The organism is Pasteurella multocida, assembly GCF_900187275.1.
Classification (GTDB): domain Bacteria; phylum Pseudomonadota; class Gammaproteobacteria; order Enterobacterales; family Pasteurellaceae; genus Pasteurella; species Pasteurella multocida.
The window spans coordinates 766,826-786,376 of record NZ_LT906458.1 but is presented as its reverse complement, the minus strand read 5'-3'; the positions used below and the strand labels follow the sequence as shown (position 1 = coordinate 786,376).

Here is a 19,551-nt window from a genome sequence, read left to right as displayed (position 1 = left end):
GTAGTAAATTTTTTACTGGCGTTGTTGACATAAAATAACTTATTTATAAATAAGTAAAATTTTGCGAAGGTCAGAAATTGAATTATTAAAATTTGTGCAGTAGATCAAATTTTACATGTATGCCTTCAGTGCATACAGAAAGTGCGGTCAAATTTTGTCATTTTTTATCGGGCTCAGCACAAACGCAGACCCCTTCGCCTTACTATACACAACGAGGAGAAAGGCGCGCAGACGATGTGTTCTCTTTTCGATTCACACACAGGCTGTGAGTTGGCGTAGTACCTCAGTATGGTTTAGCCTTAATTTAGTGCTCATAAAGGCGATTGTAGATTTGGCTTTCAAATTGAACTAAAGGCGCCCGTTTTGTTTTACGCTCAAAGTCGCCAGTAGAATAGCCATTAATAAATTGCACAAAAGCAACTTTTTCCCCTTTTTTATTGGTCATAAAGCCGGCGAGATTATATACCCCTTTGAGGGCGCCTGTTTTGGCAATTAAATTTTTCGCTAAGGGCTCATGAATGAGAGAACCTCGCCCGGTTAATGTGCCATCCACAGCCGCAATTGGAAAGGTATCCATGAGCTGTAACTGTGTTTCATGTTTTGCAATGTATTCCAATGCTTGTAATAAAATGTCAGCAGAGAGTAAATTATGACGTGATAAGCCGGAGCCATCTGCAATAATGGCATGACCAAATTTAATTCCTGCTTTGGTTTGTAAAATTTGTCGCATAGCTTGGCTAGCCAAAGGAAATGAAGCGGGGCGCTGATAATATTGATAAGCGATAGTACGGAATAAGGCATCGGCAATTTGATTATCTGATTTTTTCATCATTTTTTTGATTAAATCAGGTAAGGGCTTAGAGAGATGCTGTGCTAATAATTGTCCTTTTTGCGTCTGATAAGGCTGTTTGATTTTACCATTAAAAGCAATGCCTAGTTTTTTAAGGTGTCGCTGAATAATAGTTGCAGCATAGGCATTCGGATCTTGGATCGCAAAACTGAGACCAAAGGGTTTGTTTTGGCGTGCTAAGCATCCTTTTAACTGGTAACGATTATTATCAAGTACGGTGGCATCAAGTTGGCAATACCCAGCCTCTTTAGGCGTTGAAATATAGACTTGACCAAAAACCTGTACAGGATATTGCGCAGGAACATGGATCTTCGCTTGCTCACCCGGTGCATAATTCGCATCTAACTCAACATAAAAACAGTTATTATCAATGTTCACTGCAGCAGGTGGTGCATTGAAACACATGGTTAAGTCATTCCAGATCCAGCCTAAACCACGATCATGACTGCTAAATACTGAGGTATCTAAAATAATATCACCACTGATTTTTTGGATACGCTGTTTCTTTAATTGGGCGAAAAGTTGATAAAGTTGACCACTGGTGAGATCGGGGTCACCTGTAAAACGTACGATAAGATCGCCATGCATTTCATTGTTTTTTATTTTTCCATTGGTTAATAGACTGGTTTCAAATTGAAATTGGTCACTTAGTACGAGTTTGGCGGTTAAGGCGGTGAGCACTTTTTGTGTACTGGCGGGTAACATAAAGGTACTGGCTTGGTGCGCTACAATTTTTTCATTACGATTTAAGTTTTTAGCCACAAAACCTAGGCTGGTCCCTTCGGGTAAATGAGCGTTGATTTCAGCAAGATCAATCTCAGCATAACTGAAATGACTGACGAGTAAACTACATATAAGTATCGTTCGTTTGAAAAGGCGTAAAAGCGTGGCAGTAAAAAAAGAAGATATTTTATACATAATTGGCTCGAGCAGTTGCTATTTTTTTATTGTCGAACAATAATAGTATTTGAACCCTCGAGAGTAAATCCTTTTCTCGTTAAACACTTATTTTTTTATTCAACTACGGCATTGTTTTTACAATGTTGTGGTTTTGTTTTTATCTAAAAAGGAAGAAAAAACGATTATGAAACAGATTCCAATGACTATACGTGGTGCGGAACAATTAAGACAAGAACTCGATTTTTTGAAAAACACTCGTCGCCCAGAAATTATTAATGCTATCGCAGAAGCTCGTGAACATGGCGATCTAAAAGAAAATGCAGAATACCATGCTGCGCGTGAACAGCAAGGATTTTGTGAAGGACGAATCCAAGAAATTGAAGGGAAATTAGCGAATAGTCAAATTATTGATGTCACAAAGATCCCAAATAATGGCAAAGTGATTTTTGGTGCCACAATTTTGTTACTGAATATTGACACGGAAGAAGAAGTCTCGTACCAAATTGTAGGCGATGATGAAGCCAATATTAAAGCAGGGCTAATTTCAGTTAACTCACCGATTGCGCGAGGGTTAATTGGCAAAGAGGTGGATGACGTTGTTGTTATTCAAACGCCAGGCGGCAAAGTGGAATTTGAAATTCTCGACGTCGAATATAAATAAGTAAAAAATGATAAAAAAATAAAAGCCTTATTGTTGACAATAAGGCTTTTTTACATCCACAATAAATAACCTTAGTCTTTGTAAAGTAACGTAACTAATTGAAATATAATATAAAAACAAAACTGATTAAACCAGTATGTTTTTATGTAAAGATATTTCAAGAAGTATTACTTAGTTTTACATTTTGTTTTTTCTTTATAAATCAATTAATTATTAAAATTCCCTTCTTTGTACAATATCCACTCAATTTACTTATCTGAAAATTAATGCTCAAATATCAGACTGTTAGTAAATGGACAGATTATGTATTTAATTAATGTACAGTTTTTAATGCGTTCGTTTTCTTTTATTTAACTTAAACTAAATCGAATCAGTTATTCATTTTATATTATGCAAGGGGCAATTTTATGAATAAAGTTTACCGTGTTATATGGAGCCACGTCACTAATACTTTTATTGCAGTCTCAGAGCTTGCAACCTCGAAAGGTAAAGTAAAGTCTTTTAGCGCTATTTCTTCTAATCCACAATCAGAATTGAATAGCAGTATCCCTGCAACATTCAAATTAAGTGCGATTGCATTACTTTCTATTCTTACACTTTCTCCAGCTCAGGTATTTGCGGAAGATGTGATTGCAGATAATTTAACGGTAAATCAGACCTCTAATTTTAAAGGTGCAGCCACTTTCGATACAGCTACATTCAAGAGTATTGCTACTACAACTTTAACTGTTGGTGGTAAAACGGTTGCAACAGATGAAAAAGTGACTACATTAACGGAAACAGTGAATCAAAAAGCAAACCAAACGGATGTTAATGAATTAAAGACAGATAAGGCAGATAAATCAGTAGTCGATGGACTAAGTACAGAAGTTAATACACTAAAAACCAATAAAGCAGATAAATCAGAAATTAATACATTAAAAACTAGTAAAGCAGATAAATCAGTAGTTGATGGATTAACTACAGAAGTTAATACATTAAAAAACACTAAAGCAGATAAATCCGAGTTAACTAAACTCAGCAACCTTGTTACATCTTTAGGTGTACCAGAAGGCACAACAACGTATACAGGGATTAAATATTTCCGTGCGAAGTCAGAGCTTGAAGATGCGGCTGCAGAAGGAAAAGATTCTTTAGCTATCGGTCCAAAAGCGAAAACAGGCAAAACAGCCACTGATTCAGTTGCTTTAGGTCATGACAGTACAGCCAATGCAACAGAATCTATTGCAATTGGTAAAAAAGCTTATGCAGTAAAAACCGCAAATAAAGGTATCGCGATTGGTGAACATGCTCGTGTAGGTTCTAAACAAGATGGTGATGTGGTTTATGATGGCGCATCTTCTTATGTTCTAGGACCTAAAGATGGAGAAAGTTCTGTCGCGATTGGTGATAAAGCGGTTAGCCGAGGTGAAGCAAGTATTGCGATTGGTAAAAATGCGATCACCTCAAATAAAGATGTCAAAAAGATCATTTCTAAAAATAATATTGCATTAGGAACCTCTGCTCAAGCAATTGCAAGTGATAATTCTATTGCTTTGGGTAATACTTCACGAGTGAATAAAGATTCTGATTCATCAGTTGCTATTGGTGATGCGGCGGAAACCTTTGCAGAGAGTGCAGTAGCACTTGGTAAAACAGCTCAAGCAAAAGGCGTGGCTTCAGTTGCTTTAGGTTTAAATGCGAAATCACATACAGCATCAACAGTAGCCATTGGTAAAGATAGTGAAGCCTTAAGCTCACAGAGTATTGCAATCGGTGAATTAGCAAAAGCAATGCCAAATAAAACCATTTCGATTGGTTTAAACGCAGGTAAAGGTCAAGAATCTGATAAAGAAGGAACAAAACATTCTCATATCAATATTGGTGAGAATGCTGGTGAGAACGTCATCGGACAATATAATATCGGTATTGGTACTGAAGCTGGTAAAGGTGTGGTTGGTAAAGCTAATATTGCATTGGGTATTTATGCAGGGACGAATTTAGCTAACTCGAAAGAAACTGTTGGAGATAATGTTTCGATTGGTAATGCCTCAAATAACTATAAAACGGCCACACCAATTCAGCGTGGTACAGCAGTTGGAGCACAATCGTTAAGTGCATCAGATGCAACTGCATTAGGTTATGATACAAAAGCAACAGGATTAAAATCTACAGCGGTTGGTTTTAGTGCAGATGCTGAAGGTGAACAAGCTGTTGCAATTGGTGCTAACGCAAAATCAGATGCAAATAATGTGGCACTAGGGGCAAACTCTCTTGCTAAAGCAAGTAATAAATCAGGTTATTTAACGGGTAAAAATTCTTCTTTAGTCGTGTCTGTTGGTAGTCAAGAAGGAAATGCAAATCAACATATTTTACGTCGCCTAACTAATGTTGCGGATGGTGCAGATGAGCAAGATGCAGTAACCGTTGCGCAACTGAAGCGTGTTTCTGAAGATGTCACGACGAAATTACAAGCGCAATTTAATAATTTAGCGCATAGTTCTGCTACTTCAGATGTTAAATATGACTTAGTTTCACCAGATCCAAATAGTGGTGCAAATCACAAAATTACTTTAAAAGAGAATACGCGTCTTTCTAATGTAGCGCCAGCGATCAATGGTACTGATGCAGTTAATTTGAATCAATTAAGAGATACAATTAATACAGAAAAAACGCATTACTTCAGCGTTAATGATAAGGACCTTACAGATCGTCCATCTAATTATGATAATGATGGAGCTGTTGGTAAATTATCTATGGCAATTGGACAGAGTGTTATTGCAAGAAAAGAGCGTAGTGTCGCTATAGGTAATCAAGCGAGTGCGCATGGTGTAGGTTCTATTGCTATTGGTACTTTATATGTAGGTAGTCCAGAGTTAGATGATGGCAAAGCACAAAGTAGTGCAACTAATGCAGCAATTTCAAATCAACCTTATCAATATGGTTTAGCAATTGGTGCGGGAGCAAACTCAGAAGGAAATAATTCACTTGCGATTGGTAGTTTAGCTGCAACATCGAATAAAGATATTCAAAATGGCAATGTAGATCGTGCGATCGCGATTGGTTATAGAGCAGTTTCTTCCGCAGAAAAAGCCAATGCGATTGGTGATCGTGCGGTTGCTAACTCGTTAACGGGTAATGCGTTTGGTAGTGAAGCTTTCTCAGGCGCGGTATCTTCTAATGCGATTGGTACTAAGGCAAATGCCACTGGTGAAAACTCAATTGCGTTTGGTACTCACCAGAATGTCACTGGTGCAAATTCAGGTAGTATCGGTTACGCTGGTGCATTAGGTAACAAAGAAACTACAGTAATTAGTGGCGAGGGAACATATTCTTTAGGTAATACCAACAGTACATTAACTGCTAATGCAAGTGGTATTTTCGGTAATAGTAATGAAATCAAAGCTAAGGAAAATGCGCGTATTGTCGGTAACAAGAACACTATTGGTGCAATTGAAGAGAAGGCTCATGTACCTGGTACACCACCCGCTGCACCAGCCAATGATCTAAAAGACATTTATGTGACAGGTTATGACAACAAAATCAGCAGTGATAAAAAGCTAGCGAAAGATTTAAGTGGTTTGTTTGTTTACGGACATAACAATAAAGTAGCTCAATTACCAGATCCTGATTCAACAGAAGAATTTACATTAACTGACTCATCGGTTATTGGAGCGAATAACACCTTAAATACAAAAGGGAAAAATTATTTTGTTTTAGGTAATAATGTCACTGCAACATTAGAAAATTCTGTGTATTTAGGTGCCGATTCTGCTTATACAACGGGTAATTCGACTTCTAGTATGAATGCTTATGCTGATATGGCAAATGGGTTAAATAAATCAGGTTATACCTTTGCTGGTTCGCAGCCAGTTGGTGTGGTCACTGTTGGTGCCGTTGGTAAAGAGCGTCGTGTACAAAATGTGGCAGCAGGTTTAGTGACAGAAGCGAGTACCGATGCAATCAATGGTAGCCAGTTATTTGCGTTGACTCGTCCATTGCGTTTTGCGGGTGATAACTCGACGTTAAGTAATCCAAATGGCAAACCTGATACTGATACCACAGTGATTTCACGTAGTTCAAACCAAGGTATGAAAATTGTTGGTGGTGAGAATGATGGAAATAAACTTACAACTATCGCAGATAAAAATATCGGTGTCATTGCTAACGGAGATGACACGTTAGAAGTAAGATTAGCGAAAACACTTTCTAACTTGAAAGATGCAACATTTGGTACTGGAACAGATAAAACAACTATCAATAAAGATGGTATGACCATTACCAATGGTGCTAACACAGTAAGCTTAACCGAAGGTGGTTTAAACAACGGCGGTAATAAAATTACTAATGTTGCAGCTGGTGATAATGATACTGATGCGGTGAACGTCAAGCAGTTAAACGATCTTAAAGCAGAAGGTTTTGGTTTAATTGGTGAAGATGGCCAAACCATTAAACAAGCTTTAGGTACGGCAATTAAAGTTACTGGTGACAACAATGTTAACACTAAGATCCTAAAAGAGGGTAACAATCCAACAGGTTTAGAAATTAGCTTAGCCAATAACGTAAAATTAGGTAAAGCACCTGAAGGCACAACAGCTGGCGAAGCAGGTAAAGTGACATTAACTGATAATACAGGTAAAGATCGTGCTGTGCTTGATGGTACAGATGGTTCTCTCACTTTAACAGGTAATGCACCTCAAACAGGTTCTGTAACTGCACCAAGCGCGAAGATTAAAGTAGCTGAAGGGGCGCCAGACTTAGAAAATTCACCAGCGACAGCAAATGATCCTAAGAAGAAAACGCGTATTACCTATGAAATTCCTGGTGCAGGTACTAATCCAACCGTTGAAGAGCTAGCTACACTCAATGATGGTTTAAAATTTGGTGCAAATGATGGTACAGTCCACAATGCGAAATTAAATACGCAAGTGGATGTAAAAGGTAAAGCAACAAACACAATCTGGGGTAACTTTGATGAAGGTCAAAATATTATGACTCAAATCAATGGTAACACCATTACTGTAGCATTGGCGAAAGCATTATCAGGTTTAACCAGTGCAACCTTTGGTGATCCTGCTGGTAATCCGAAAGATAGTGCAGTGATTAACAAAGATGGCTTAACTATTACCGACGGCGATAAAACTGTTAAGTTAACAGATAAAGTTTTAGATAATGGTGGTAACCAGATTAAGAATGTTGCGAGTGGTTTAACAAAAGATGATGGTACAGCAACAACTTCTTTAAAAGATGCAGTTCAAACTAATGGTGTAAATGTTGGCGACTTAAAAACAGCAATTGATAATATTACCGCTGGGAATAATCCAAATGGTGATAACAACCCATTAGGTGGTTTTGGCTTAAAAGATAAACAAGGCAATACCTTTAAACAAAACTTGGGTGAAACTGCGGCAGTTATTGGTGATGCAAATGTGAATACAAAAGTTGTTGACTTTACTGACCCGACAACTAATAAAGCAGGTAAAGCGCTTGAAGTGAGTTTAGCTAACCAATTGACTCTTGGCAAAGCAGCTGATCCTACAGTACAAGGTTCTACTGGTGAAGCAGGTAAAGTGACATTGACTGATGATAAAGGTAAAGAACGTGCGAAGCTTGATGGTACAGATGGTTCCCTCACTTTAACAGGAAATGCGCCAGGTACAGCGCCAGCAGATGCACCAAGTGCGAAGATTAAAGTTGCAACAGGGAAAGCGGATTTAGTTGGTACACCGAATGATGATCCGAATAATGCACCTAACAACAAAACACGTATTACTTATGAAATACCTGGTGCACAACCTACTGATCCAGCAACAATTGAAGAGTTAGCCACACTGAACGACGGCTTAAAATTCGGTGCGAATGATGGGGCAGTTCATAATGCGAAACTGAATAGCCGTGTGGATGTAAAAGGACATGCTAATAATACCACTTGGGCGGACTTTGACGCGGGTCAGAATATTATGACTCAGATTCAAGGTAATACGATTACTGTTGCTTTAGCTAAAGCATTAAAAGATTTAACTAGCGCGAGTTTTGTAGGTGGTACGAATAATACCAGTAGCGTGCTCAACGGTAATGGGTTAACTATTACGAAAAAAGCTGATGCACAAGATCCGAATGCTAAGGATACAGTTGTAAGCCTAACCGAAAAAGGATTAGACAACGGTGGTAACCAAATTGTTAACGTAGCGAGTGGTCTGAAAAATAAAGACGGTGATGCGGTAGCATTGAAAGATGCAACAGGTGATGTACTCAATAACGGTGTCAATGTTGGTGACCTGAAAGATGCGATTACCAATATTACTTCTGCTACAAATGGTGGTTTTGGCTTGAAAGACAAGGAAGGTAACGAATTCAAGCAAGACTTAGGTACAGCCGCACAAATTACAGGTGATGACAACATCAATACTAAAGTCGTTGATGGTAAGAATGGCGGAAAAGCCCTTGAAGTCAGCTTAGCTGATAATATTACGTTAGGTAAGCCAACAGAAGGTGGCGTAGAAGGCGTTGATGGTTCTGTTAAAGTCACGGGTAAAGACGGCGCAAGCGTAGTTTTAAATGGTAAAGACGGTACAATTGGTCTGACTGGTCCGCGTGGTGCTGACGGCAAATCAGTTTCAACTGATATTGGTGTGAAAGAAGGTGCAGCAGGTGTTGATGGTACAGACGGTGCGAACGGTACAAGTAAAACACGTATTGTTTATACCTTGAAAGACAAAGATGGTAATCCTATTAAAGACGCGAATGATCAACCGATCACTGAAGAAGTCGCTACCTTAAACGATGGTATGAAGTTTGAGGGTAATGATGGTACTGTTGTTACACGTAAACTGAATGAAACATTAGGTATCAAAGGCGGTATTGATGCGACCACTGTTAAGGATAATAGCAAAGTATCAAGTGGTAACCTCGGTGTCCGTGCGGTGAAAGATGACCAAGGTAATCCAACAGGTAGTTTAGAAGTGGTAATGAAAGAACGTCCGGAGTTTTCAGGTATTGTCTTGAATGGTAAGGATGGTCAAGATGCCTCAATTAAGTTTACTGATAAGGACGGTAATGAGTCATTATCCATGACCACGACTAAAGATAAAGACGGTAATGCAACCTTGAGTCTTGTTAATCCAACCGCGGATAAATTCGTTAAGATTACAGGTGTGGCAGAGGGTGATATTTCACCAACGAGCAAAGATGCTGTAAACGGTAGTCAGCTTCATGCTGTGAAAGAAACCGCAGAGCTTGCTGCTTCGGGCTGGAATATTTCGGTCAATGAAAATGCAAATAACAATGTATCTAACGTGAAACCAAAACATACTGTTGATTTGAACAATACCGATGGCAATATCGTGATCAGCAAAACGGTTGACAATGATAAGCATAATGTCACCTTTGATTTAGCCAATAAAGTTGTAATTGGACCTAAAGATGGCACAAACCAACCTCAAGAGGGTGCAGTGGTTATCAGTGGTAAAGAAGGCGCTGACGGTAAAGGTAGTATCAGTATCGCCGGCAAAGATGGCAAAGATGCGGTGGCTATCAGCGGGAAAGATGGTGTTGGTACGATTGGCTTAACAGGTCCTGCGGGCGCTGATGGCAAAAATGCAAATGCGATCATTGGCGTGAAAGATAGCGTGAAAGGCTTAGATGGCAATGATGGTAAAGACGGTAATAGTAAAACACGTATCGTTTATACCAAACCTGATGGCACTGAAGAGCAAGTTGCCACCATGAACGACGGTTTAGTGTTTGGTGCGGATAAAGGTACTGAACACAAAGCGAAGCTTGGTACCACTGTGAAAGTGAAAGGTGACGATAAGAACATCGAAACTGAAGTTGCAGGGGATACAATTCGTGTCAGATTGAAAGACAATATTGATGTGAAAGGTATCAATGTGACGGAGAACTTGACAGTGAAAGAAGGCGCGAAAATCAACATGGGTAACAACGTGATTGACGGTGTGGCTGATGGTGAAGTGAGTGCAACCAGTAAACAAGCTGTGAATGGTAGCCAGTTACATAAAGTTCAACAACAAGTGAATAACCAAGCCACTGCGATTAATAAGCTAGGTGATCATATCAATAAAGTGGATAAAGATCTCCGTGCCGGTATCGCGGGTGCCACAGCGGTTGCGTTCTTACAGCGTCCAAATGAAGCTGGTAAGAGCATCGTTTCTCTTGGTGTAGGTTCTTATCGTAGTGAATCTGCTATTGCAGTTGGTTATGCAAGAAACTCAGATAACAATAAGATCTCAATCAAACTTGGTGGTGGTATGAACAGCCGTGGTGATGTGAACTTCGGTGGTAGTATCGGTTATCAATGGTAATTGAGCCTTAAATCGTAAACAAAGGGTATTGGTTAAACAATACCCTTTTTCGTTTATGCTGAAATTCAAATATATCTGATAAGGACCTGAAAAAGGGGATGAAGCGAGCTTATCCCCTTTAATTTTTGCCACAACATAGACGTCATAGCATGTTGTAGTATATTTAGTGGTATTATTTACGTGGTAGTTGGATTTGGGGTTCTTGACTTGGACGATATAGCACGAGAATGTGTCCAATGGTTTGTACCGCACTGGCGTTTGTTTCACGCACAATCGCATCAATAATTAATTGTTTTACTTCACGATCTGCGCCAGCGATTTTGACTTTAATTAATTCATGGTGTGCCAATGCGTTGTCAATTTCTGCTAATACGCCTTCTGTTAACCCATTGTTGCCAATCATGACAACAGGGTTTAAATGGTGTGCAAGTCCTTTCAGGAATTGTTTTTGTTTGGTAGATAATGTAATCGACATAATGCATCCTAATTTGAGAAAGTGCGGTCGGTTTTTCTGAAATTTAAAAAACGACCAAAATGAATTGCCCAATTTTAACCGTAAATACGCATTAGCGAAAGTTATTTGATGAAATAGAGGTAGAACAAGTATGCAGAATACGAATTTGTTGTCTTCTTTTTTGTTCTCGATGAGTGTCACGTTACCCACTGTTTTGATGCTATTACTTGGGGTCATCTTGAAAAGACAACGGATGGTAGATGACAAATTCACCGGACAAGCAACCCGAATTATTTTTAATATCACCTTACCGATTCTGCTATTTCTGAATATTACCAGTAATCCGGTGGATTTTCGTAGCCAAATGTTGCCCATTATGGCAAGTGTAGTCGGTACCTTGCTTTTATTTCTGGGGGCAGAGTTAGTCGCCGGCAAATATATTGCGGAAAAGACAGAGCGTGGTACTTTTGTGCAAGCTGTTTATCGCGGTAATAATGGGATCTTAGGCTTGGCGTTATGTATTAATGCCTATGGTGAAGCCGGTTTAGCCCCCGCGTCGATTTATGCTGCCGCGACCATTTTTTTATTTAATGTCCTCGGAGTGATTACTTTAAGTCGCGCTTTTGCACAAGGCAGTGTCAGTTTGTGGCGTGTGTTAAACAATGTACTGAGAAATCCATTGATCATTGCCATTGTATTGGGCTATGTAGTGAATCATCTTGAATTGACTTTTCCAAAAACATTGCAAACTACAGGCAATTATCTGGCTAGTATGACGTTACCGCTTGCTCTTATTTGTACCGGCGCGAGCATACAATTTAAAGGCATGAGAAAAGATTCGCGCGTGGTGATTTGGGGCAGTATAGGGCGTGTACTGATTGCGCCTGTTGTGATGGTGTTTGTGGGCAAACTGTTTGGTTTATCTGGCATGAATATGGGGATTTTATTTTTAATGGCGGCGACACCAATGGCGACGATTGCTTATGCGATGGTACGAGGAATGGGCGGTAATGGTGTGAGTGCAGCGAACATTATTGCACTTACTACGTTAGGCGCGATCCTGATTTCTTCCTTAGGTCTATTAGTGTTGACGCAACTAGGCTGGATCTAAACATAAATAAAGAGGCGATTGATTCGCCTCTAGCAAATTTCTTAAAAACGCACCGCACTTTTGTCCTGTGCTATTTTAACGTGATACGAACGGCTATTTCTTCGCCCTGTTTGAGTTGCTGTGTAATACGTGCTGTTTCTACGCATACCATAGTTTGATAGCCGAACTCACTCATGCCACTGGTTTCTTTGTGCCATGGATTCCATAGCACGACTTCGCTAGCCTGTTGATGTTCAAGAGAAATCTCGCGTTGTAAAACGGGGTCAACGATGCTCGTTTTCGCATTTGTGATGTGATAGGTACAGTCCACATTTTGCTGAATTTGGCGGGGAGAAGGCACATTTTCATGCTGTTTCGTCAGATTACTGACACAGTCAGTCGGTAAGCCTTGTATTTCTATTTGTTCAATATCGCCGATGTGAAAATAGCTGTGTAATGCCACTTGCGCGTCTTCTTGCCCATAATGGGTCAACCTTACTTGGCAATCTTGAGCAAAATCCATGCTGACTTTGGCTTCAATGAGATGATCTTCAGTAAATAAACCAAAAACTAACCGCACTTTATCAGTTGAAATAGCATAGTCGATTAAGTGCCATAAACGGATACGTGCGGTGCCATGAGAAGGTGTTTTCACTGGTCCAAACCATGGGTAGCAAAGTGGAATCCCGCCACGAATGGCCTTGCCTAATTGGAAAGGTTCAATTTCGCTTAGCCATAGCACATCGTGTGCACTGCCTTTCGGTTGCCAACTGAGAAGCTGAGCACCTTGTAAGGCAATCACCGCGCTACCAATGTCATGTTGCAAGCTAATGGCTGGAATTGCATTGTATTTCACTAAACGGAGTTCAGGACAAATCTGTTGCAAAATTATCGGTTGAATAGCGTGATACATAAGCCCTCTTTATACTGTTTTTTTATTCAGTGTGTTATTTAGTGGCAAGGGAAAATCTGGTACACTATGCCACAATTTTGTAATTGATTCTGAAAATAATGGCGAATATTGAACAAATAATCAAGGTCTTTTCCGAACAAGGCGCGTTAAGTCAAAGTATTGCAGGTTTTCGTCCTCGCGCAGAGCAGCGAGAGATGGCGACAGCGGTAGCCAGCGCGATTCAGGATAAACAAGCACTGGTTGTCGAAGCAGGGACAGGAACGGGAAAAACCTTTGCCTATCTAGCGCCTGCTTTATTAGCGAAAAAGAAAACCATTGTGTCAACGGGGTCTAAGAATTTACAGGATCAATTGTTTAAACGTGATTTGCCGGCGATAAAAAAAGCCCTTAATTACAGCGGAAAAATTGCGTTATTAAAAGGACGTGCAAATTATTTATGCCTAGAGCGATTGGATCAAGTGATTGCGCAGGGGGTATTAGGCGATCGTTCCGTGCTTGTGGATTTATCAAAAGTACGTAAATGGAATAATGCGACTAAAACAGGGGATTTAAGTGAATGCGTGGAATTGGCAGAAGACAGCCCGATTTTAGCGCAATTAACCAGTACAGCCGACAGTTGTTTAGGCACGGATTGTCCGCATTATAATGATTGCTATGTGGCATCCGCACGTAAACGGGCGTTAAATGCAGATTTAGTGGTTGTTAATCACCATTTGTTCTTTGCCGATATCGCCGTGAAAGAAACCGGGTTTGGAGAACTTATTCCGCAAGCCGATGTGATTATTTTTGATGAAGCACATCAATTACCAGATATTGCGAGCCAATATTTTGGTCAATCCTTAACAGCACGTCAGCTGTTTGATTTGTGTAAAGATATTCATATTGTGTATCGCACCGAAATCAAAGATATGGCACAACTTGGCACCGCGTCTGATAATTTACTGAAAACGATCCAAGATTTTCGTTTATTGCTAGGTGAAGGAAATACACGAGGTAATTGGCGTGAACGGTTGGCTCAAAATGCAGTGAGAAAAGGCTTTGAAAATTTGCAAGAAAAGATCGCCTTTATGTCGCAGGTGGTGAAGTTAGCGCTAGGGCGTTCACAAACCTTAGACAGCATTTTTGAGCGTTTAGAAGCCATAAAAATTCAGCTTGCCCGCTTAGCAGAGACCAACATTACAGGCTATTGTTATTGGTATGAAGCCATGGGACGCCAATTTGGTTTACATATTACGCCTTTGACGGTGGCAGATAAATTTGGCGAAGAAATGCAAAAGCGTGAAAGTACGTGGATTTTTACTTCCGCTACATTAGAAGTCGGTGGTGATTTTGCCCATTTTTGCCAACGTTTAGGTATTACAAATGCGATGCAGAAAATTCTACCAAGTCCTTTTAACTATCCTGAACAAGCGCTGTTATGCGTCCCCCGCTATTTACCGAACAGTAATCAACAACATACCCTCACGCAATTAGGTGCGATGCTGTTGCCCGTAATTGAAGCGAATAAAGGGCGTTGTTTTGTGCTTTGTACCTCGTATGTCATGATGCGTGGCTTAGCAGCGTATTTTCGTGAACAGAGTGAATTACGAATTTTATTACAAGGGGAAACTTCAAAAACCAAATTATTAGATCAATTTATTGCTTTACAAGAAGCGGTGTTGGTTGCTACTTCAAGCTTCTGGGAAGGGATTGATGTGCGAGGCGACGCACTTTCTTTAGTAATTATTGATAAATTGCCGTTTACTGCACCAGACGAACCTCTCCTCAAAGCCCGTATCGAAGATTGTCGTTTACAAGGTGGTGATCCTTTTCAGGATATCCAGATCCCAGAAGCTGTGATTACTTTAAAGCAAGGGGTAGGGCGTTTAATTCGTGATGTGACGGATCGCGGTGTGGTGATTATTTGTGATAGTCGTTTAGTCATGCGGAGTTATGGTGCGACTTTTCTGAAAAGCTTACCTAATGCTAAACGTACCCGAGATATGAACAAAGTGATACAATTTCTAACAAAGAGCGAAAATGGATAACAAGAATGCATAATTTAACTTTATTAGCTTTAGATACCTCGACAGAAGCTTGTTCTGTAGCGTTACTGTATAAAGGTGAAAGAACCTATTTAGATGAACTGGCACAACGTACTCATACACAACGTATTTTACCGATGATCGATGAAATTTTATGCCAGTCAGGTCTTTCATTAAAGCAAGTGGATGCGCTGGCTTTTGGACGGGGCCCCGGCAGTTTTACTGGCGTGCGAGTGGGTGCCGGCATTGCTCAAGGCTTAGCGTTAGGAGCGGATTTACCGGTGATTCCTATCTCGAATCTCACCATGATGGCACAAGCAGCTTATGAACAAGTCGGCGCTGAACACGTGCTAGCTGCCATTGATGCACGGATGAATGAAGTCTATTTTTCACAATTGATCGCACAAGCGAAGCAAGTGGGGACAGACACGTTGATTGATTGGCAAGTTATTGGGCAAGAAAAGGTGGTGAACCCTGAATGTTTGATAACTGAACTTGCTGGGTTAACTGGAGATTGGACGACGGTGGGGACGGGCTGGTCAGCGTATCCTCAGCTTGCCACGTTATTCGCAGGGCAAACAACAGACATTCTGCTTCCTTCTGCTCAATATATGCTTGCACCCGCATTACTCAAATGGCAACAACAGCAAACTATTAATGCGTTAGCGATTGAACCTGTTTATTTACGTAATGAAGTCACGTGGAAGAAACTCCCAGGACGCGAATAAATCTACCGTTTTCCAACCTGTTTAAGGAGGAAAGTATGAGAAAACTGACCGCACTTTTGATCACATTGTTTTTAACGGGGTGTATTACTGCTCCAAAAGGGCTTGAGCGTGAGGGCGTTAGTTTGCTCTCTCTCGATAAATTAGTGGTAGAAGATTATGCTTGCCAATGTAAACAAGCACGTTTGGGTGGGAAAATCTTATCTGCCACCGCATTACAGGGGCAAATGAAGTTAGAAATTTTGAGTTTACCGCTGATTTCCCTGTCGGCTAAACCGAGTTTATCAGCAGAAACCAATGGACGTTTTATTGCCTATCTAGAGGGATTTATTGATCCAGAACGCTTAAAAGAGCAGTTCATTACAGTGAAAGGAACTTTGAAAAAACCAGAAACTGGCAAAATTGATCAGGTCGATTATCATTATCCCGTTATTCAGGTCACACATTATAAATTATGGCAACTCGTGCCAGACTATTATTATGAGCCAGAGGATCTTGCCGATTGGCGCGAAAGTCGCCGTATGGGGTGGGGACCATTTTGGCGTCCTGAACCACGCTTACGCTATGTGTTGCAATAAGTCATGAGTTAAGCCATTTCTTGCTGGACAGACAACGGAATTGATGAATTTGTTATTAGCCTAATGGTAATGATTACGTTATAATTTTGGCTAAATTTTGTTAAAAAAATAAGGATAACACATGGAAAAACCTTGGTTTAAAAATTACCCTGAACACTTACCACGAGAATTAGATACATCAAAATACGATTCCTTGTTGGATATGTTCGATAATGCTGTACAGACACATCCTGACCGTGCAGCTTATGTCAATATGGGGCAAATTTTAACCTTTCGAAAATTAGAAGAACGTAGTCGGGCTTTCGCCGCGTATTTACAAAATGAATTAAAGCTTAAACGTGGTGATCGTGTCGCGTTGATGATGCCAAATCTATTGCAATATCCGATTGCGCTCTTCGGTATTTTACGCGCAGGTATGGTGGTAGTGAATGTCAATCCGCTTTATACCCCACGTGAATTAGAACACCAATTAAAAGACAGTGGCGCTACGGCGATTGTTGTGGTTTCCAATTTCGCATCTACGCTCGAAAAAGTGGTGTTTAATACGGATGTCAAACATGTGATTTTAACTCGTATGGGCGATCAACTTTCCTTTGGGAAACGCACATTAGTCAATTTTGTAGTGAAATACATCAAAAAATTGGTGCCTAAATATAAATTACCGAATGCAGTGACTTTTCGTGAAGTGTTGAGTATTGGAAAATATCGTCAATATGTTCGCCCACAAATGGAGCGTAAAGATTTAGCCTTTTTACAATATACTGGTGGGACAACCGGTGTCGCAAAAGGGGCGATGTTGTCACACGGCAATATCATTGTCAATTTATTCCAAGCCAACTGGATTGCCGAACCGTTTGTCGGTGATCGTACAAAAGAGCGTAAAGCCATCATTGCTTTACCGCTTTATCATGTGTTTGCCTTAACTGTAAACTGTTTACTGTTTGTTGAACTGGGGATTACAGGGGTATTAATTACCAATCCACGTGACATTGAGGGCTTTGTAAAAGAGCTGAAAAAACACCGCTTTGTTGCTATTACAGGCGTCAATACTTTATTCAATGCTTTGTTAAATAATGAGAATTTTAAAGAGGTGGATTTTACTGCTTTAAAACTTACCGTAGGCGGTGGGATGTCGATTCAACAATCGGTAGCAACACGCTGGCATGACACCACTGGCTGTAATATTATCGAGGGTTATGGCATGACCGAATGTTCCCCATTGATTGCAGCTTGTCCAATTAATATGGTGAAACATAATGGAAGCATTGGTGTGCCGGTACCTAATACCGATGTGCGTATTATCAAAGAAGATGGTCACGAAGCCGAATTGGGTGAACCGGGCGAGCTTTGGGTTAAAGGTGAGCAAGTCATGCAAGGCTATTGGCAACGTCCAGAGGCTACGGCAGAGGTCCTGATGGATGGTTGGATGGCAACAGGTGATGTGGTTATCATGGATAAAGATCATTATTTACGGATAGTCGATCGTAAAAAAGATATGATCTTAGTGTCAGGGTTTAATGTCTATCCAAATGAGATCGAAGATGTGGTCATGTTAAATGACAAAGTCGCTGAAGTGGTCGCCATTGGTGTGCCAAATGAAGTATCAGGTGAAACGATTAAGATTTTTGTCGTGAAAAAAGACGAAAGCCTGACCCGTGATGAATTACGTAAACACTGTCGTGTCCATTTAACCGGCTATAAAATTCCAAAAGAAATTGAATTTCGTGAGGAATTGCCGAAAAGTAATGTGGGAAAAATTTTACGCCGTGTTTTACGTGATGAGGAGCTGGCAAAACGTCCAGCTGAATAAGTATTCATTTCATTTTATTAGGGGCGACATTTGCCCCTAATTTGTCGTATTAAGATGAACAGTCAACAAAAAGAAATAAAAAATAAACCGCACTTTCAAGTCATTACTTCTGATTTGGCGCTGGCAGAAATTTGTTATTCTGCCCAACAAAAAGCCGTAATTGCACTCGATACCGAATTTGTTCGTATCAAAACACTCTATCCACAATTAGGGCTTATTCAACTCTATGATGGGGAACGAGTCAGTTTAATTGATCCTACTACCATTCAAGATTTTTCACCATTTATTGCGTTACTGGCGAATACGGCTGTGTTGAAAGTGCTTCATGCGTGTAGTGAAGATTTAGAGGTGTTCCAACATAGTTTTAACCAGCTTCCTACGCCGATGCTAGATACACAAGTCATGGCAAACTTTCTAGGTTTTCCAAATTCTACTGGTCTAGCGACGTTAGTTCAGCATTATTTTCAACTTGAAATTGATAAAGGTGCCTCGCGCACGGATTGGTTAGCCCGTCCTTTATCGGACAACCAGTTAATTTATGCCGCAGCTGACGTGTGGTACTTATTACCGCTTTATCAACGCATGCAGGAGGCATTAGCACAAACACGATGGCAAGAGGCAGCGCAACAAGATTGTGAAGCGTTGTTGTTAAAGCGTGAACAACATAAAGATCCGGAGCTTGCGTATTTGGGCATTCCTAATGCATGGCGCTTAACACCGAGTGAATTAATGCGTTTAAAACTGTTGGCGAAATGGCGTCAAGAGGAAGCGATGAAACGGGATTTAGCCTTAAATTTTGTAGTAAGGGCAGAGCACTTATGGCAAGTGGCTAAACATAATCCAAAACATACGTCAGAATTGCTCGCGTTAGGATTAAGTCATCATGAAGTGCGCATTCATGGCAAAAAAATATTGCATTTGATAGGACAACTTAAACGCTTTGATGATGTGGATTATCCGATGCCGATCGTACGTATTGCGGATGATCCACGTTATAAAAAAGCACTCAAAGGCTTACAACAAAAGCTGAAAAGCATTGCGCCTCCTGATTTAGCTGCAGAAGTGATTGCCAGTAAGCGTGGTTTAGAAAACTTAATGAAATGGTGTTGGTTAGACAATCAAGATCCAACTCAGTTACCAGAGCTATTGGTCGGTTGGCGACGTGAATTTGGCTTAGTATTGTTAAATACACTCGCAAATGGATAGCTAGATAGAAGACAAAATAAAACCGCACTTAAGTGAATAA

11 protein-coding genes are annotated in these 19,551 nt (G+C 40.2%); 8 read left to right on the top strand and 3 right to left on the bottom strand.

Going from position 1 to position 19,551, the window contains the following annotated elements; all coding sequences use genetic code 11:
* Window positions 1-304: 304 nt before the first annotated feature.
* The gene (gene dacB, locus CKV69_RS03660; protein ID WP_014326063.1) at window positions 305-1,768 is read right to left on the bottom strand and encodes a serine-type D-Ala-D-Ala carboxypeptidase; all 1,464 of its coding nucleotides are present in this window, start codon (window positions 1,766-1,768) and stop codon (window positions 305-307) included.
* Between the two features lie 166 nt (window positions 1,769-1,934).
* Here dacB and greA point away from each other — a divergent pair, with 166 nt between their 5' ends.
* Both greA and CKV69_RS03650 read left to right on the top strand, forming a co-directional pair.
* A complete protein-coding gene (gene greA, locus CKV69_RS03655; protein ID WP_005716336.1) occupies window positions 1,935-2,411 on the top strand; it encodes a transcription elongation factor GreA in 477 nt (158 codons plus the stop codon).
* Window positions 2,412-2,818: 407 nt separating this feature from the next.
* The gene (locus tag CKV69_RS03650) at window positions 2,819-10,711 is read left to right on the top strand and encodes a YadA-like family protein (RefSeq protein ID WP_016570146.1); all 7,893 of its coding nucleotides are present in this window, start codon (window positions 2,819-2,821) and stop codon (window positions 10,709-10,711) included.
* Between the two features lie 172 nt (window positions 10,712-10,883).
* On the opposite strand, the gene yhbY is transcribed toward CKV69_RS03650, so the two are convergent.
* Window positions 10,884-11,186 carry a ribosome assembly RNA-binding protein YhbY gene (gene yhbY, locus CKV69_RS03645; protein ID WP_005716283.1) on the bottom strand — a complete coding sequence of 101 codons (303 nt, stop codon included), beginning with the start codon at window positions 11,184-11,186 and terminating at the stop codon, window positions 10,884-10,886.
* A 130-nt stretch (window positions 11,187-11,316) separates the two neighbouring features.
* Between yhbY and CKV69_RS03640 the strand changes: the two genes are divergently transcribed.
* Window positions 11,317-12,276, top strand: coding sequence for an AEC family transporter (locus CKV69_RS03640; RefSeq protein ID WP_014326062.1), 960 nt, complete (start codon window positions 11,317-11,319; stop codon window positions 12,274-12,276).
* 70 nt (window positions 12,277-12,346) lie between these two features.
* Here the strand turns inward: CKV69_RS03640 and CKV69_RS03635 are convergent, their stop codons facing one another.
* Complete coding sequence (locus CKV69_RS03635) at window positions 12,347-13,168, bottom strand: D-hexose-6-phosphate mutarotase (RefSeq protein ID WP_016504239.1); 822 nt, start codon at window positions 13,166-13,168, stop codon at window positions 12,347-12,349.
* 98 nt (window positions 13,169-13,266) lie between these two features.
* On the opposite strand from CKV69_RS03635, the gene CKV69_RS03630 reads away from it, so the two are divergent.
* The 5 genes from CKV69_RS03630 to rnd all read left to right on the top strand — a co-directional run bounded on the left by CKV69_RS03630 (window position 13,267) and on the right by rnd (window position 19,511).
* Complete coding sequence (locus tag CKV69_RS03630) at window positions 13,267-15,195, top strand: ATP-dependent DNA helicase (protein WP_025248469.1); 1,929 nt, start codon at window positions 13,267-13,269, stop codon at window positions 15,193-15,195.
* Between the two features lie 5 nt (window positions 15,196-15,200).
* A complete protein-coding gene (gene tsaB, locus CKV69_RS03625) occupies window positions 15,201-15,920 on the top strand; it encodes a tRNA (adenosine(37)-N6)-threonylcarbamoyltransferase complex dimerization subunit type 1 TsaB (RefSeq protein ID WP_014326059.1) in 720 nt (239 codons plus the stop codon).
* A 35-nt stretch (window positions 15,921-15,955) separates the two neighbouring features.
* Complete coding sequence (locus tag CKV69_RS03620) at window positions 15,956-16,495, top strand: Slp family lipoprotein (RefSeq protein WP_014326058.1); 540 nt, start codon at window positions 15,956-15,958, stop codon at window positions 16,493-16,495.
* Between the two features lie 121 nt (window positions 16,496-16,616).
* Window positions 16,617-18,305 carry a long-chain-fatty-acid--CoA ligase FadD gene (fadD, locus tag CKV69_RS03615; RefSeq protein ID WP_005726632.1) on the top strand — a complete coding sequence of 563 codons (1,689 nt, stop codon included), beginning with the start codon at window positions 16,617-16,619 and terminating at the stop codon, window positions 18,303-18,305.
* A gap of 54 nt (window positions 18,306-18,359) precedes the next feature.
* A complete protein-coding gene (gene rnd / locus CKV69_RS03610; protein ID WP_014326056.1) occupies window positions 18,360-19,511 on the top strand; it encodes a ribonuclease D in 1,152 nt (383 codons plus the stop codon).
* The last annotated feature ends 40 nt before the right edge of the window (window positions 19,512-19,551 follow it).